This window comes from Pseudomonas sp. zfem003, assembly GCF_032621675.1.
Taxonomy (GTDB): Bacteria; Pseudomonadota; Gammaproteobacteria; order Pseudomonadales; family Pseudomonadaceae; genus Metapseudomonas; species Metapseudomonas otitidis.
Genome location: NZ_JAVYJG010000006.1, coordinates 266,747 through 280,101, shown reverse-complemented (window position 1 = coordinate 280,101; position 13,355 = coordinate 266,747). Strand labels below are relative to the sequence as shown.

General features: G+C 66.9%; 18 protein-coding genes. 9 read left to right on the top strand and 9 right to left on the bottom strand.

The genetic code is table 11. The features are described 5' to 3' along the window. Positions 1-98 precede the first annotated feature (98 nt). Entirely contained in the window at positions 99-698 is a 600-nt protein-coding gene (locus RTK35_RS15380; RefSeq protein ID WP_044412634.1) for a Yip1 family protein, read from the bottom strand. A gap of 153 nt (positions 699-851) precedes the next feature. Further along, entirely contained in the window at positions 852-1,454 is a 603-nt protein-coding gene (locus RTK35_RS15375) for a DNA-J related domain-containing protein (protein ID WP_316908373.1), read from the bottom strand. Positions 1,455-1,597: 143 nt separating this feature from the next. Between RTK35_RS15375 and ttcA the strand changes: the two genes are divergently transcribed. The 8 genes from ttcA to RTK35_RS15335 all read left to right on the top strand — a co-directional run bounded on the left by ttcA (position 1,598) and on the right by RTK35_RS15335 (position 7,074). Further along, complete coding sequence (gene ttcA, locus RTK35_RS15370; RefSeq protein ID WP_044412573.1) at positions 1,598-2,422, top strand: tRNA 2-thiocytidine(32) synthetase TtcA; 825 nt, start codon at positions 1,598-1,600, stop codon at positions 2,420-2,422. Between the two features lie 13 nt (positions 2,423-2,435). Continuing rightward, the gene (locus tag RTK35_RS15365) at positions 2,436-3,107 is read left to right on the top strand and encodes a DNA-3-methyladenine glycosylase I (protein ID WP_316908372.1); all 672 of its coding nucleotides are present in this window, start codon (positions 2,436-2,438) and stop codon (positions 3,105-3,107) included. 32 nt (positions 3,108-3,139) lie between these two features. After that, the gene (locus tag RTK35_RS15360) at positions 3,140-3,913 is read left to right on the top strand and encodes an NAD-dependent deacylase (RefSeq protein ID WP_316908371.1); all 774 of its coding nucleotides are present in this window, start codon (positions 3,140-3,142) and stop codon (positions 3,911-3,913) included. 67 nt (positions 3,914-3,980) lie between these two features. Further along, on the top strand, positions 3,981-4,574 hold the full coding sequence (locus RTK35_RS15355) for a C40 family peptidase (RefSeq protein ID WP_044412563.1): 594 nt from the start codon (positions 3,981-3,983) through the stop codon (positions 4,572-4,574). A gap of 164 nt (positions 4,575-4,738) precedes the next feature. Further along, positions 4,739-5,269, top strand: a complete 531-nt coding sequence (locus RTK35_RS15350; protein ID WP_301152355.1) for a C40 family peptidase — start codon at positions 4,739-4,741, stop codon at positions 5,267-5,269. A 21-nt stretch (positions 5,270-5,290) separates the two neighbouring features. Then, entirely contained in the window at positions 5,291-5,950 is a 660-nt protein-coding gene (locus RTK35_RS15345; protein ID WP_316908370.1) for an O-methyltransferase, read from the top strand. A 3-nt stretch (positions 5,951-5,953) separates the two neighbouring features. Beyond that, positions 5,954-6,274, top strand: a complete 321-nt coding sequence (locus RTK35_RS15340) for a hypothetical protein (protein ID WP_316908369.1) — start codon at positions 5,954-5,956, stop codon at positions 6,272-6,274. Positions 6,275-6,333: 59 nt separating this feature from the next. Beyond that, complete coding sequence (locus tag RTK35_RS15335) at positions 6,334-7,074, top strand: NAD-dependent deacylase (protein WP_316908368.1); 741 nt, start codon at positions 6,334-6,336, stop codon at positions 7,072-7,074. Between the two features lie 44 nt (positions 7,075-7,118). Here RTK35_RS15335 and lpcA read toward each other — a convergent pair whose 3' ends face one another. From lpcA to minC, 7 genes are all read right to left on the bottom strand, one after another. Next, positions 7,119-7,706, bottom strand: coding sequence for a D-sedoheptulose 7-phosphate isomerase (gene lpcA / locus RTK35_RS15330; protein ID WP_208273255.1), 588 nt, complete (start codon positions 7,704-7,706; stop codon positions 7,119-7,121). A gap of 11 nt (positions 7,707-7,717) precedes the next feature. Further along, positions 7,718-9,007 carry a M18 family aminopeptidase gene (locus RTK35_RS15325; protein ID WP_069559737.1) on the bottom strand — a complete coding sequence of 430 codons (1,290 nt, stop codon included), beginning with the start codon at positions 9,005-9,007 and terminating at the stop codon, positions 7,718-7,720. Positions 9,008-9,101: 94 nt separating this feature from the next. Next, on the bottom strand, positions 9,102-9,677 hold the full coding sequence (locus RTK35_RS15320; RefSeq protein WP_316908367.1) for a class I SAM-dependent methyltransferase: 576 nt from the start codon (positions 9,675-9,677) through the stop codon (positions 9,102-9,104). A gap of 3 nt (positions 9,678-9,680) precedes the next feature. Continuing rightward, on the bottom strand, positions 9,681-10,316 hold the full coding sequence (locus RTK35_RS15315; protein WP_142015607.1) for an RluA family pseudouridine synthase: 636 nt from the start codon (positions 10,314-10,316) through the stop codon (positions 9,681-9,683). A gap of 57 nt (positions 10,317-10,373) precedes the next feature. Then, positions 10,374-10,628 (bottom strand): cell division topological specificity factor MinE, encoded by a 255-nt coding sequence (minE, locus tag RTK35_RS15310; protein WP_044412541.1) that lies wholly within the window; start codon positions 10,626-10,628, stop codon positions 10,374-10,376. Further along, complete coding sequence (gene minD / locus RTK35_RS15305; protein ID WP_044412538.1) at positions 10,625-11,440, bottom strand: septum site-determining protein MinD; 816 nt, start codon at positions 11,438-11,440, stop codon at positions 10,625-10,627. The genes minE and minD overlap by 4 nt, the downstream gene beginning before the upstream one ends. A gap of 102 nt (positions 11,441-11,542) precedes the next feature. Further along, positions 11,543-12,292, bottom strand: coding sequence for a septum site-determining protein MinC (gene minC, locus RTK35_RS15300; RefSeq protein ID WP_044412535.1), 750 nt, complete (start codon positions 12,290-12,292; stop codon positions 11,543-11,545). A 138-nt stretch (positions 12,293-12,430) separates the two neighbouring features. Here minC and RTK35_RS15295 point away from each other — a divergent pair, with 138 nt between their 5' ends. Further along, positions 12,431-13,351 carry a lipid A biosynthesis lauroyl acyltransferase gene (locus RTK35_RS15295; protein ID WP_316908366.1) on the top strand — a complete coding sequence of 307 codons (921 nt, stop codon included), beginning with the start codon at positions 12,431-12,433 and terminating at the stop codon, positions 13,349-13,351. Positions 13,352-13,355: the final 4 nt, after the last annotated feature.

Below are 13,355 nucleotides of genomic sequence, written 5' to 3'. Positions count from 1 at the left end.
GGAGGACGGCGGCGGGGGAGGTTTCAACGTTTCCGGCGAATGGTATGGCGCACAGCAAAGGGCCACCCCGTGGGGTGGCCCGGTTCACGGCAAGACGGTCAGCGGATGTAGACGGGGCCGACGCCCATGCCCCAGAGGATGACGGAGGTGGCGATCATGGCCACCAGCACCACCAGGCCCACCGCCAGCACGGAGCTGGAGAAGAGGAAGCCTTCGTCCTGCGGGATGTTCATGAAGGTCGGTATGCCCACGTAGAGCAGGTACACCGTGTAGCAGATGGCGGCGGTGCCGATGACCATGCCCAGCCACAAGTGCGGGTAGAGCGCGGCCAGGCCACCGATGAACAGCGGGGTGGCGGTGTAGGCGGCGAACACGATGCACTCGGTCAGGCTCGGCGAGGCGTCGTAGGTGCGCGCCATCCAGTGGATGAAGGCGCCCATGACGGCGACGCCGGCGAGCATGGCCAGGTAGGACAGCACCGTCATCTGCAGGGCGCTGGATGGTGTGAGTAGCACGGGGTCGCCCTTGCCGATCACCCAGCCGACCTGGGTGGTGCCGATGTAGGCGGAGATCGCGGGTATGGCAGCGAGGATCAGGATGTGGGTGAGGTACATGTGGCTGATGCTTTCTTCTTCGCCACGAATGTCCTGCCATTCCTGATCGGGATGGGTGAAGAGCCCCCAGACGTGATGGATCATGCTGAACACCTCCTCTCTTTTTATGAGACCGCCCCCTGTTCGGGGCGCGGGGTGCGGGCCTGCCGGTGGGCTGGGCCTGCGACCTTGTGTCGCAGTATAGGGCAGGCTGGAGGCCACGCAGTTCGGGGCTTTAGAGCAAATCGCGCTTAACCCTCAGTGGTAATAGCGTTGCAATATTTCCATCGCCTTGTTGATCGACTGCAGGCGGCTGGTGCTGCCGCCCCGGTCGGGGTGGTGCAGGCTGACCAGCTGGCGGTAGCGGCGGCGGATCACGGCGAGGTCCAGCGGGGCCTCGGTGTCCAGCTCGAACAGCTCCAGGGCGGCACGCTTCTCTTCGCCGCCCTGCATGCGCGTCCAGAAGCTGGCCAGCAGGCGGTCGACGTCGCGCTCGGTGGTGTCGCGCAGCTGGTTCATGTCCAGGTAGTAGGCGCGCAGCGGGTCGGGTTCCTCCAGGGCGGCCTCGCCGGCCTCGCCGGCCTGGTAGGGCAGCAGCTGGATGTGCAGGGCGCCGATGGCCAGCCAGCCGCTGCGTTCGGCCAGCAGGCGGTCGCGCAGGCGATAGAGGGCGTTGAACAGCAGGAAGTGGGTGCGGAACAGCACCAGGTGGTCGTTCAGGCCGAGCTGGGGGATGTGGGTGCTGTGGCCGGCCTTGAGGCGCTTGATCAGCTCGAACTCGCCGAGGCCGTCGGGGGCGGCGCGCAGCAGGTCGAGCACCTGGTCGGCGAGGTCCTGGGTGGGGTCGAGGTCGTGATTCATCGGGCGAGCCTAGCAGGTTGTGCTGTACGGGGAATGCGACGCGGGCCGCAGGTGGTCGCCCGGGCTCTGGAGGGGCTGGGGCGGCGCGTGCTTTGTGCGTAAAATGGCCAGCTTTTCGCATCGCACCCGGACTCCAGAGCACCATGGGCACCCTTTCGGTCAACCAGAACAAGCTGCAGAAACGCATCCGTCGCCAGGCCGGCGAGGCCATCGCCGACTTCAACATGATCGAGGACGGCGACAAGGTGATGGTCTGCCTGTCCGGCGGCAAGGACAGCTACACCATGCTGGACGTGCTGCTGTACCTGCAGAAGGTCGCGCCGATCAAGTTCGAGATCGTCGCCGTGAACATGGACCAGAAACAGCCGGGCTTCCCCGAGCACGTGCTGCCGCAGTACCTGGAATCCATCGGCGTGCCGTACCACATCATCGAGAAGGACACCTACTCGGTGGTGAAGGAGAAGATCCCGGAGGGCAAGACCACCTGCTCGCTGTGCTCGCGCCTGCGCCGGGGCACTCTTTATACGTACGCCGACGAGATCGGGGCGACCAAGATGGCGCTGGGGCACCACCGTGACGACATCCTGGAGACCTTCTTCCTCAACATGTTCTACGGCGGCACCCTGAAGGCGATGCCGCCGAAGCTGCTGGCCGACGACGGGCGCAACGTGGTGATCCGCCCGCTGGCGTACTGCAACGAGGCGGACATCGAGGCCTACTCGCGCCTGAAGGAGTTCCCGATCATCCCGTGCAACCTGTGCGGCTCCCAGGAGAACCTGCAGCGCCAGGTGGTGAAGGAGATGCTCAACGAGTGGGAGCGCAAGTCGCCGGGGCGTACCGAGATCATGTTCCGCGCCCTGCAGAACGTGGTGCCGTCGCAGCTGGCTGACCGCAACCTGTTCGACTTCGTCAACCTGCGCATCGACGAGACCGCCACGCCCCGTACCCTCGACCTGGTGAATCTCTGAACGGAGCGCCTGCATGCGTGACTATCGCTGGCTGCACGAGTACTGCCTGAACCGCTTCGGCTCCGCCGAGGCGCTGGAGGCGCGCCTGCCGCAGCCCCGCTCCGACGGGGAGCTGCGCTCGATCCCTGATGACCGCTACCTGTCGCTGCTGGCGCTGCGGGTGTTCCGTGCCGGGCTCAAGCACAGCTTGGTGGATGCCAAGTGGCCGGCCTTCGAGGAGGTGTTCTTCGGCTTCGACCCGCAGAAGGTGGTGCTGATGAGTGCCGAACACCTGGAGCGGCTGATGCAGGACACCCGGCTGATCCGTCACCTGGGCAAGCTCAAGAGCGTGCCGCGCAACGCCCAGTTCGTGCTGGACGTGGTGCGGGAGAAGGGCAGCTTCGGGGCGCTGATCGCCGACTGGCCGGTGACCGATGTGGTCGGCCTGTGGAAGTACCTGGCCAAGCACGGCAACCAGCTGGGCGGGCTGTCGGCGCCGCGCTTCCTGCGGATGGCCGGCAAGGACACCTTCATCCCCACCGATGACATGGTGGCGGCGCTGAAGGCCCAGGGCGTGATCGATAAGTCGCCTACCAGCCAGAAAGACCTGGCCCTGGTGCAGGCAGCCTTCAACCGCTGGCACGAGGAAAGCGGCCGACCGCTGTGCCAGCTTTCGGTGATGCTGGCGCATACCGTCAACCATTGATCGAGGCCGCAAGGCCAGAGGGAGTGCAGCCGATGGACCCGAGCAGCCGAATCCGCCGCGTCGCCGAGGCCTTGTCGCGGGCCGAGCGCATCCTGGTGATCACGGGGGCTGGCCTTTCGGCGGACTCCGGCCTGCCGACCTATCGCGGGCTGGGCGGGCTCTACAACGGCGTGACGGAGGAGGGCATCCCGATCGAGGAGGCCATCTCCGGGCCGATGCTGCAGCGCGACCCGGCGTTGTGCTGGAAGTACCTCGCCCTGCTGGGGCGCGCCTGCCTGGCCGCCCGCCCCAATGGAGGGCACCGGGCCATCGCCCGCTTGCAGGCACTCAAGCCCCAGTGCTGGGTGCTGACCCAGAACATCGATGGCTATCACCGCCAGGCGGGCTCGCCGGCGGAGCGGCTGATCGAGATCCACGGGGAGATGGCGCCGCTGTTCTGCCAGTCCTGCGGCCGGGAGAGCGACCACGTGTCGCAGTACCTGGAACGGGAATTGCCTCCCCGTTGCGACGGGTGCGGTGGTATCCTCCGCCCCCCTGTCGTGCTGTTCGGCGAAATGTTGCCGGAACACGCCATCGACACCCTCTACGCGCAACTGCGCCAGGGCTTCGATGCGGTGCTTGCAGTGGGCACCACGGCTGGCTTCCCGTACATTTCCGAGCCCGTCCTGCGCACTCGCCAGCAGGGCGGCTTCACGGCGGAGATCAACCCCGCCGTCACCGATCTCTCCCCCGTCGTCGATGTTCATCTCAAGGGTCGCGCCTTAGATGTTCTGGAAGAACTCCTGAGTCACATTTCGATCGATTAAATTTGCAAATCAGATCGATAGAGGGCATAGTCGCGCCTTCATTTAAAAATTCGACACGGTCGTGCCCATGCTCAAGCGCTTCGCACCCCTCGTGCCCCTCGCATTCGCTATTTTGTTGACCGCCTGCGCCGGTGTTTCGCCCAAGCCGCAATCGGTCGCCATCCAGGAACCCCAGGTCGAAGAACCGACCGACCAGGAACTGGCTGATTTCACCGACGACAAGCCCTACGAGCTGCCGTCGCTGGCTGATGGCCTCCTGGAACGTGGCTTCGAACTGATCGGCACTCCCTACCGCTTCGGTGGCCGTTCCGAGAAGACCGGTTTCGATTGCAGCGGTTTCGTCGGCTTCCTGTTCAAGGAAGAGGCGGGCATCCAGCTGCCGCGCTCCACGCGCGAAATGATCAACCTCGACGCCCCGCTGGTTTCCCGCAATGAGCTGAAGCCCGGTGACATCGTCTTCTTCAACAACCGTGGCCGTGGTCGCGTCAGCCATGCCGGCATCTACATCGGCGACGACCAGTTCATCCACTCCTCCAGCCACCGCAGCGGCGGTGTGCGGGTAGACAGCCTGGATGACCGCTACTGGAGCGCCAGCTACATGGAAGCCAAGCGCGTACTCGCCCAGGCTTCCCCGCAGCCGACCCACCCGCTGCACCGCTGATCGATCGGCTTCACCTGACGGCCCGGACATTGTCCGGGCCGTTTCGTTTGTGGTATCCGTTGCCGGTCGTCGCTGGGGCCGCGCTGAAAGATGGCTTTTTGCTTGCATTATTCGAACTGGATCAGCACATTAGCGTGCAAACCTCAAGTCGGGACTGACTTGCCATGCGCGCCTTCCTCCGTTTTTCCCTCATCGCCCTGGCTGCCACCCTCGCTGCCTGTTCCGGCCACGCCCCGACTCCCGAGCCCGTCTACACCCCGCCCGTCTTCAGCAATGCCCAGAGTTCGCCCGAGGCCGAGGACGTGCTGTTCCGTGCGCTGGGCCTGGTGGGCACGCCCTACCGCTACGGCGGCAACACCCCCGACAGTGGGTTCGATTGCAGCGGCCTGATCGGCTACGTGTACCGCGACGCCGCTGGCATCCAGCTGCCGCGCTCGACCCGCGAGATGATCGCCATGCGGGCGCCCGACGTGGGGCAGGATGCATTGCAGAGCGGTGACCTGGTGTTCTTCGCCACCAATGGCGGCGGCCAGGTCAGCCATGCCGGCATCTACGTCGGCGAGGGGCGCTTCGTCCATGCGCCGTCGAGCGGCGGAACGGTACGCCTGGACAGCCTGTCCAACCGCTACTGGCAGAAGAGCTACCTGAATGCCAAGCGCGTGCTGGCGGAGCCGAGGCTGGCCCGCACTCCCTGACGGCTTACCTGCGGTCCCGCCATGACCAACCGAACCCTGGCCCTCGACGACGCCCTCCACCGTTACCTCCTCGATGTCAGCCTGCGCGAGTCGCCCCTGCTGGAGCGCCTGCGTGCCGAAACGGCTGCCCTGCCGACGGCCAACTGGCAGATCGCCCCGGAGCAGGGGCAGTTCATGGCATTGCTGGTGCGCCTCATGGGGGCGCGGCGAGTTCTCGAGGTCGGCACCTACACCGGCTACAGCTCCCTGGTGATGGCTGAGGCGCTGCCCGAGGACGGTCGGGTGGTCTGCCTGGACCGGGCGGGGGATTACCACGCCATTGCCCGGCGCTACTGGCACGAAGCTGGTGTCGAGGCGCGCATCCAGCTGCGCACAGGCGAAGCCCTGGCCTGCCTGGAGGCGCTTGAGCGGGAGGGAGGCGAGGCGTTCGACCTCGTCTTCATCGATGCCGACAAGGCCAACTACCCGCGCTACCTGGAGCATGCCTTGCGCCTGGTGCGTCGCGGCGGGCTGGTGCTGTTCGACAACGTGCTGTGGAGCGGCCGTGTGCTGCAGGCCGAGCCCGACAGTGACGACACCCATGGCATCCAGGCGCTCAACCGTGCCTTGAAGACGGATCCGCGGGTGGAGCTCAGCCTGCTGCCCCTGGGTGATGGCCTGACCCTGTGCCGCAAGCGCTGAGCCATGGCCGACGTCATCCGCCTGCCACCCCAGCCCGAGGCCTGTGAGCTCTGCGGGCGCGCCACGCTGCTGACCCGCCACCACCTCATTCCCAAGGCGCTCCACGACAAACCCTACGTGCGCAAGCGCTTCGACCGCAGCGAGCGCATCACCGCGACCCTCTGGGTCTGCCGGCCCTGCCACAACCAGATCCACCGGCTGTTCACCGAGAAGGAGCTGGCGCTCACCTACAACACCCGCGAGGCGCTGATGGCCCATGCGGACCTGCGCACCTTCGTCGATTGGCTGGCCACCAAGTCGCCGGGGTTCTCGCCGCGTCACTGACGCCGTTTTTCGGCCTGACCGAAGTGGGCACAATGGCGCTTTTGACCGAGGTGCCCGGAATGCCGCCGATCCCCGCCGAACTGACCCAACGCCTTGCCCGCAGCCAGCGCCTGGTGATCTTCACCGGGGCCGGGGTGTCTGCGGAGAGCGGGATTCCCACCTTCCGTGAGGCTCAGACCGGCCTCTGGGCACGCTACAACCCCGAGCAACTGGCCAGCCCCGACGGATTTCGGGTGGACCCACAACTGGTCTGGGACTGGTACACCTGGCGCCGGCAGCGCTGCCTGGAGGCGCAGCCCAATCCCGCGCACCGGGCCATCGCCGCTCTGCAGCAGCGCCTGCCGGGAACCGAGCTGATCACCCAGAACGTCGATGGCCTGCATGCGAGGGCCGGCAGCACGGGGTTGCTGGAATTGCACGGCAACATCCACCAGCTGCACTGCTTCCGCTGCGGAGCCAAGGGCGGCGAATGGCCGGAGTCGGCGGGGCCGGTGCCGCGTTGCGCGTGCGGCGGGCTGTTGCGCCCCTCGGTGGTGTGGTTCGGCGAGAACCTGCCGGCGCCTGTGTTGGCCAAGGCGGTGCAGGCCAGCGAGGCGGCCGACCTGTTCCTCAGCATCGGCACCTCCAGCCTGGTCTACCCGGCGGCGGAGCTGCCCTACCTGGCTCGGCACCAGGGTGCCTACCTGGTGGAGATCAACCCGCAGCCGACACCCCTCAGCGCCCACGCCGACCTGTGCCTGCACGGCCCGGCGGGCGAGGTGCTGCCGGCCCTGCTGGCGAGCCTCGATCAGCTGGAATAGGGAAGGATGCGCCGCTGCGGCCATGCCACAGCGGCGCGAGAGGGTCAGGCGTAGTTCTGCGGAGCCAGCTTGCGTTCGACCAGCTCGATGAGGATGTGCACCACCTTGATGTGCAGCTCCTGCACGCGGTCGGCGAAGTCGCCGCCCGGCGCGCAGACGCACACGTCCGCCAGGGCTTCCAGTTGCGAGCCGGGCTTGCCGGTCAGGGCGATGACCTTCACGCCCAGTGCCTTGGCGGTTTCGGCGGCCTTGATCACGTTCGGGCTGCGGCCGCTGGTGCTGAAGGCCAGCAGCACGTCGCCTTCGCGGCCGTGGGACTCGATGTAGCGGGAGAAGATGTGGTCGTAGCCGAAGTCATTGGCGACGCAGCTGATGTGGCTGGCATCGCTGATGGAGATGGCGGCGATCCCCGGGCGGTTCTTGCGGTAGCGCCCGGTCAGCTCCTCGGCGAAGTGCATGGCGTCGCACATCGAGCCACCGTTGCCGCAGGAGAACGCCTTGCCCTTGTTCTCGAAGCTGGCGACCAGCAGGTCGGCGGCCCGTTCGATGTTGCGCAGGGTCGCCTCATTGTCGATGAACGCGTCCAGGGCGCGCCTGGCTTCCTCCAGGCTGTTGCGGATGTGGCTCAGCATGGTGACTCCCTTCAGGGCAGATCGTGGCTGGAGTAGAACGCGGACAGCACCTTCACCAGGTGCGCCAGGTCATGGCTGCCGGCCAGTTCGCGGATGGAGTGCATGGCGAAGGTGGGCAGGCCGATGTCCACGGTGCGCACGCCCAGCTGGCTGGCGGTGATCGGGCCGATGGTGGAGCCGCAACCCATGTCGCTGCGGGTGACGAAGCTCTGCACCGGCACTTCGTTCTCCAGGCACAGGTGGCGGAAGAACCCGGCGGTCTCGCTGTTGGTGGCGTAGCGCTGGTTGCTGTTGATCTTGATCACCGGGCCGGCGTTGAGCTTGGGCCCGTGGTTGCCGTCGTGCTTGTCGGCGTAGTTGGGGTGCACGCCGTGGGCGTTGTCGGCGGAGACCAGCAGCGAGCGCTGGATCACCCGGGCGAAGGTGTCGCCTTCGGGCAGCAGGCGGCGCAGCACCTGCTCCAGGAAGGGGCCGTCGGCGCCGCAGGCGGAGCAGGAGCCTACTTCCTCGTGGTCGGTGCAGACCAGCACGCAGCTTTCGTCGCCCTCGGCGGCCAGCAGTGCCTGCAGGCCGGCGTAGCAGGAGAGCAGGTTGTCCAGGCGGGCGCCGGCGATGAAGTCACCGCCCAGGCCGATCACGGCGGCGTCCTGGGTGTCGTAGAAGCTCAGCTCGTAGTCGAGCACGGCATCGGCGGTGACGCCGTGTTCCAGGGTCAGCTGTTCGGCTAGCAGGTCGCGGAATTCGCGGGTCTCGCCGGTGGCTAGCTGGGCCAGGATCGGCGGCAGCTCGGTCTGCGGGTTGATCGCCCAGCCCTGGTTGGCCTCGCGGTTGAGGTGGATGGCCAGGTTGGGGATGACGGCGATGGGGGCCTGGAAGTCCACCAGCTGGCTTTCCACGCGCCCGGCGGAGCGGTAGGTGACGCGGCCGGCGATGGACAGGTCGCGGTCGAACCAGGGCGCCAGCAGGGCGCCGCCGTAGACTTCCACGCCCAGTTGCCAGAAGCCCTGGCGGTGCAGCTCGGGGTTGGGCTTGATGCGCAGGCACGGGCTGTCGGTATGGGCGCCGACCAGGCGCAGGCCGCCTTCGAGGGGCGCACGCTTGCCGAGGCGTACGGCGATCAGCGAGGAGTCGTTGCGGGTCACGTAGTAGCGACCACCGGCTTCGGCACGCCAGGCTTCGCGCTCATCCAGATGCACGTAGCCGGCTGCTTCCAGGCGCTTGGCCAGGCTGCGGGTGGCATGGAAAGGGGTAGGCGAGGCCTTGAGGAAATCGATCAGGCCCTGGTTCAACTCTTCGCGCATAAAACACTCCAGGCGGCAGTGGGCCGGAGTTTATCCCATCAGGCTCGGGGTTTAGCAGGCGAAGGGCGATGAATTTTGGCCAGCGGGGCGATAGTCACGGGCGCCGTGCGATCAGGCCGTACAGGTGCCAGTGTTTGGTGCGGCCTCGGGCAGTGGTGCCGTCGCGGTCGATTTCCTCCAGGTGCAGCACCTCCCAGCCGGCCAGCAGGGCGTCCAGCTGCGTGCGGGTGAAGGTGCAGACCTCGGGGCTGGCCCAGTCGTCGCGCTCGCCCAGCAGGTTGCCGCAGAACAGCCCGCCGCCGGCCAGTGCCCGCTCGATGCGTTGCCACAGGCCGGGGAAGTGCGCCGGGGCGCAGAAGGGCAGGGCGAAGGCGCTGTTCACCAGGTGGGCGGCGGGCAGCTCGGTGTGTTCGAAGGGGTCGCAACGGGTTTGCAGGCGAGGCGCCCAGGCGGGGTCGAGCTGGGCCTGGAGGCGTTCCAGGGCTTCGGCGGCCTTGTCCACCGCCAGCACCTGCCAGCCCCGGCGCAGCAGCTCCAGGCTGTCGCGCCCGGCGCCGCAGCCCAGGTCGATGGCCAGGCCATCGGTGTGGCCGAGGAGTTCCAGGGCCTTGAGCAGTTCGGGCCAGGGCGGTGCCCCCTGGGTGCGGTCGTAGTAGAGGCGGTCGGCCATTGTTCAGAACGGTGCGGGGCACTCGAAGCGCAGGCGCTCGCCGCTCACCGGGTGGGTGAAGGCGAGCATGCTGGCGTGCAGGCACAGGCGTTCGTGGGCGGCTAGGGCTTCGTCGTGGGCGTACAGGCGGTCCCCCAGCAACGGATGGCCGATGGCGAGCATGTGCACGCGCAACTGGTGGGAGCGGCCGGTCACCGGGGTCAGTTCGACCCGGCAGTGGTTGTCGCAGCGTTCCAGTACGCGCCAGAAGGTCAGGGCGTGACGGCCCTGCTCGTGGTCCACCACGTGGCGTGGCTTGGTCGGCGGGTCGTAGCGCAGGGGTAGTTCGATGCGCCCGCTGTCCTGCTCCGGCTGGCCCCAGCACAGGGCGGTGTAGGCTTTCTCGGTCTCGCGGTCATGGAACTGGCGGGACAGCTCGCGGTGGCTGTCCGGGTCACGGGCCAGCAGGATGATGCCCGAGGTCTCCCAGTCCAGCCGGTGCACGATCAGCGCCTCCGGGTAGCCGTTCTGCTGCAGGCGGGTGATCAGGCAGTCCTTGTTGTCCTCGGCACGACCGGGGACGGACAGCAGCAGCGTCGGTTTGTTGATGACCAGGAAGGCCGGGTCCTGGTGGAGTATCTGGATCTGCGAGAGGGGCATCTGGGGTACCGGAAATGACGACGGCGGCCGAGGCCGCCGTCCTTGTTCACCCGCCGATCAACGATCGGGGAGGGTGATGTTCAGCTCGAGGATGGAGCAGTTGCCCTGGTCCTCCAGCATGACCTGGACCTGGTCCTGGTCGATGTTGACGTATTTGCGGATCACCTCCACGAGCTCCTTCTGCAGGGCCGGCAGGTAGTCCGGCTGACTGCGTTGGCCACGCTCGTGGGCCACGATGATCTGAAGTCGTTCTTTAGCGATCGAAGCGCTGCTCTGCTTCTTCCGCTCGCGAAAGAAGTCAAGAATGTTCATTCACGGCCTCCAAAAAGGCGTTGCAGGAATCCTTTCTTCTGCACATCGAGGAAGCGGTGAGGCAGTTCCTTTCCGAGCAGGCGGTCGACGGCATCGCTGTACGCCTGACCGGCGTCGCTCTGATCGTCGAGGATGACCGGAATGCCCTGGTTGGATGCCTTGAGCACCGCCTGGGATTCCGGGATGACGCCCAGCAGGCGGATGGCGAGGATTTCCTCGACGTCCTCCACGCCCAGCATTTCGCCCTTGGTGACGCGTTCAGGGTCGTAACGGGTGAGCAGCAGGCGCTCCTTGATCGGCTCCTCGCCCTTCTCGGCGCGGCGGGACTTGCTGGCCAGCAGGCCGAGCATGCGATCAGAGTCGCGCACCGAGGAGACTTCGGGGTTGGTCACCACGATGGCCTCGTCGGCGTAGTACATGGCCAGGTGGGCGCCCTTCTCGATGCCGGCGGGGGAGTCGCAGACCACGTATTCGAAGCTCTGTGCCAGCTCTTCGATGACCTTGCCGACGCCTTCGATGGTCAGGGCGTCCTTGTCACGGGTCTGGCTGGCGGCCAGGACGTAGAGGTTGTCGAGGCGCTTGTCCTTGATCAGGGCCTGGGTGAGGGAGGCTTCGCCGTTGATGACGTTGACGAAGTCGTACACCACGCGGCGCTCGCAACCCATGATCAGGTCCAGGTTACGCAGGCCGACGTCGAAGTCGACGATGACGGTTTTGTGGCCGCGCAGTGCGAGGCCGGTGCCGATGGCGGCGCTGGTGGTGGTTTTGCCGACGCCACCCTTGCCGGACGTGACAACGAGGATCTTGGCCAAGGTGATTCACCCCAAAGAAGATAGAAATGGCGGGTAGCCTGCAGGCCCCGGATCGGCCGTCCTGGCGCCCGTTCAGGTCCCTTAAAATCGCGGCAGTATCCGTTAAAGGCGGGTGATGTTCAACACATCCCCCGACAGGCTGACCTGCACGGAATGGCCCCATGACGGATCGCGGCGCAGGTCCTCCGCGACCTTGTACTGGCCGGCCACCGAAACCAGTTCGGCGGCCAGTTGCTGGCAAAAGATCCGCGCCTGGGTATTGCCCTTGATGCCGGCCAGGGCGCGGCCTCGCATCGGGCCGTACACATGGATGTTGCCATCGGCCAGAAGTTCCGCACCCGGGCTCACCGGGGCGAGCACCACCAGGTCGCCACCGGGGGCGTAGACCTGCTGGCCGCCGCGCACCGGCGTGGTCACCAGCTTGGTGGGGCGGACCACCGGCTCCGGCGGCTTCTCGGGGGCTTTCTCTTCCTTCTTCACGGCGCCGGGCTCAACCGGGTCGATGGGGCGCTCGCGGGCGCCGGAGGGCGGCAGCACCGGCAGGTCCAGGGCATTGGCGGCCGCGACGTCCTGCTCGCGGCTGGCACGGATGGCCAGGGTGCGCAGGCCGTGGCGACGGCAGATTTCCATCAGCGCCGGCAGGTCCAGCTCGCCTTCGCCCTCGGGCAGCTTGTCCAGGGCCATGACCAGGGGCGTGTTCTGGAAGAAGTTGGGGGCCTGGGCGACCTTGTCCGCGAGCTGGCGATCCAGCCGTTCGAGGTCGTTGTGCGCCAGCTCCATCACGGTGATGGCGAGCATGCTGCCCTTGAGTTGGAACACGGGATCTTGGTCGAGGAGGTCAGCTTGGCTCATGGTCGTTCTGCGGGGTTCGGTGGGCAGGACTTATAGCGATATCGACCCGCCGTCGCAACCCGGATTCCGTGCCGGGGAGGCCGAGCGGCGGGCAATTCTGTAGAATGCCGGCCCTTGTCGATCTGCTTCGGAATCCTGATGGAACGTCCCCGTTTCCGTGCCGCCTTCCTGCACCCGCGTTTCTGGCCGTTGTGGCTGGGCCTTGGGCTGCTCTGGCTGCTCACCCAACTGCCTTACCCGGTGCTGGTGCGCCTCGGGCGCGTGCTCGGGGGCTGGATGGGGCGGCTGGCCGGCTCGCGTCGGCGCATCGTCCGGCGCAACCTCGAGCTGTGCTTCCCGGCCATGACGGCGGAGGCCCGTGAGCGCTTGCTGCGGGAGAACTTCGCCTCCACCGGCATCGCCTTCTTCGAGATGGCCATGAGCTGGTGGTGGCCGGCCGCGCGCCTGCGTCGCCTGGCCCACATCGAAGGCCAGGAGCACCTGCAGCAGGCCCAGGCCGAAGGGCAGGGCGTGATCCTCATGGCCCTTCACTTCACCACCCTGGAGATCGGCGCGGCGCTGCTCGGCCAGGTGCACACCATCGACGGCATGTACCGCGAGCACAAGAACCCGTTGTTCGACTACATCCAGCGCCGGGGCCGCGAGCGCCACAACCTGGACGCCACCGCCATCGAGCGCGAAGACGTGCGTGCCATGCTCAAGGTGCTGCGTGCCGGCCGCGCCATCTGGTACGCGCCGGACCAGGACTACGGTGCCAAGCAGAGCCTGTTCGTGCCGCTGTTCGGCATCACCGCCGCCACCGTCACCGCCACCACCAAGTTCGCCCGCCTGGGCCGTGCCAAGGTGCTGCCCTTCACCCAGGAGCGACTGGCCGATGGCTCGGGCTACCGCCTGGTGGTGCACCCGCCGCTGGCGGACTTCCCCGGCGAGAGCGAAGAGGCGGACTGCATCCGCATCAACCAGTGGATCGAGCAGGAGGTCAGCCGCCTGCCCGAGCAGTACCTGTGGGCGCACCGGCGCTTCAAGAGCCGGCCCGAGGGCGAGCCCAAGCTCTATTAGCGCT

What these genes read in the sequence shown, in the direction of transcription:
- RTK35_RS15380 (WP_044412634.1), bottom strand. Translation starts at nt 698, where the DNA reads ATGATCCATCACGTCTGGGGGCTCTTCACCCATCCCGATCAGGAATGG.
- RTK35_RS15375 (WP_316908373.1), bottom strand. Translation starts at nt 1,454, where the DNA reads ATGAATCACGACCTCGACCCCACCCAGGACCTCGCCGACCAGGTGCTC.
- ttcA (WP_044412573.1), top strand. Translation starts at nt 1,598, where the DNA reads ATGGGCACCCTTTCGGTCAACCAGAACAAGCTGCAGAAACGCATCCGT.
- RTK35_RS15365 (WP_316908372.1), top strand. Translation starts at nt 2,436, where the DNA reads ATGCGTGACTATCGCTGGCTGCACGAGTACTGCCTGAACCGCTTCGGC.
- RTK35_RS15360 (WP_316908371.1), top strand. Translation starts at nt 3,140, where the DNA reads ATGGACCCGAGCAGCCGAATCCGCCGCGTCGCCGAGGCCTTGTCGCGG.
- RTK35_RS15355 (WP_044412563.1), top strand. Translation starts at nt 3,981, where the DNA reads ATGCTCAAGCGCTTCGCACCCCTCGTGCCCCTCGCATTCGCTATTTTG.
- RTK35_RS15350 (WP_301152355.1), top strand. Translation starts at nt 4,739, where the DNA reads ATGCGCGCCTTCCTCCGTTTTTCCCTCATCGCCCTGGCTGCCACCCTC.
- RTK35_RS15345 (WP_316908370.1), top strand. Translation starts at nt 5,291, where the DNA reads ATGACCAACCGAACCCTGGCCCTCGACGACGCCCTCCACCGTTACCTC.
- RTK35_RS15340 (WP_316908369.1), top strand. Translation starts at nt 5,954, where the DNA reads ATGGCCGACGTCATCCGCCTGCCACCCCAGCCCGAGGCCTGTGAGCTC.
- RTK35_RS15335 (WP_316908368.1), top strand. Translation starts at nt 6,334, where the DNA reads ATGCCGCCGATCCCCGCCGAACTGACCCAACGCCTTGCCCGCAGCCAG.
- lpcA (WP_208273255.1), bottom strand. Translation starts at nt 7,706, where the DNA reads ATGCTGAGCCACATCCGCAACAGCCTGGAGGAAGCCAGGCGCGCCCTG.
- RTK35_RS15325 (WP_069559737.1), bottom strand. Translation starts at nt 9,007, where the DNA reads ATGCGCGAAGAGTTGAACCAGGGCCTGATCGATTTCCTCAAGGCCTCG.
- RTK35_RS15320 (WP_316908367.1), bottom strand. Translation starts at nt 9,677, where the DNA reads ATGGCCGACCGCCTCTACTACGACCGCACCCAGGGGGCACCGCCCTGG.
- RTK35_RS15315 (WP_142015607.1), bottom strand. Translation starts at nt 10,316, where the DNA reads ATGCCCCTCTCGCAGATCCAGATACTCCACCAGGACCCGGCCTTCCTG.
- minE (WP_044412541.1), bottom strand. Translation starts at nt 10,628, where the DNA reads ATGAACATTCTTGACTTCTTTCGCGAGCGGAAGAAGCAGAGCAGCGCT.
- minC (WP_044412535.1), bottom strand. Translation starts at nt 12,292, where the DNA reads ATGAGCCAAGCTGACCTCCTCGACCAAGATCCCGTGTTCCAACTCAAG.
- RTK35_RS15295 (WP_316908366.1), top strand. Translation starts at nt 12,431, where the DNA reads ATGGAACGTCCCCGTTTCCGTGCCGCCTTCCTGCACCCGCGTTTCTGG.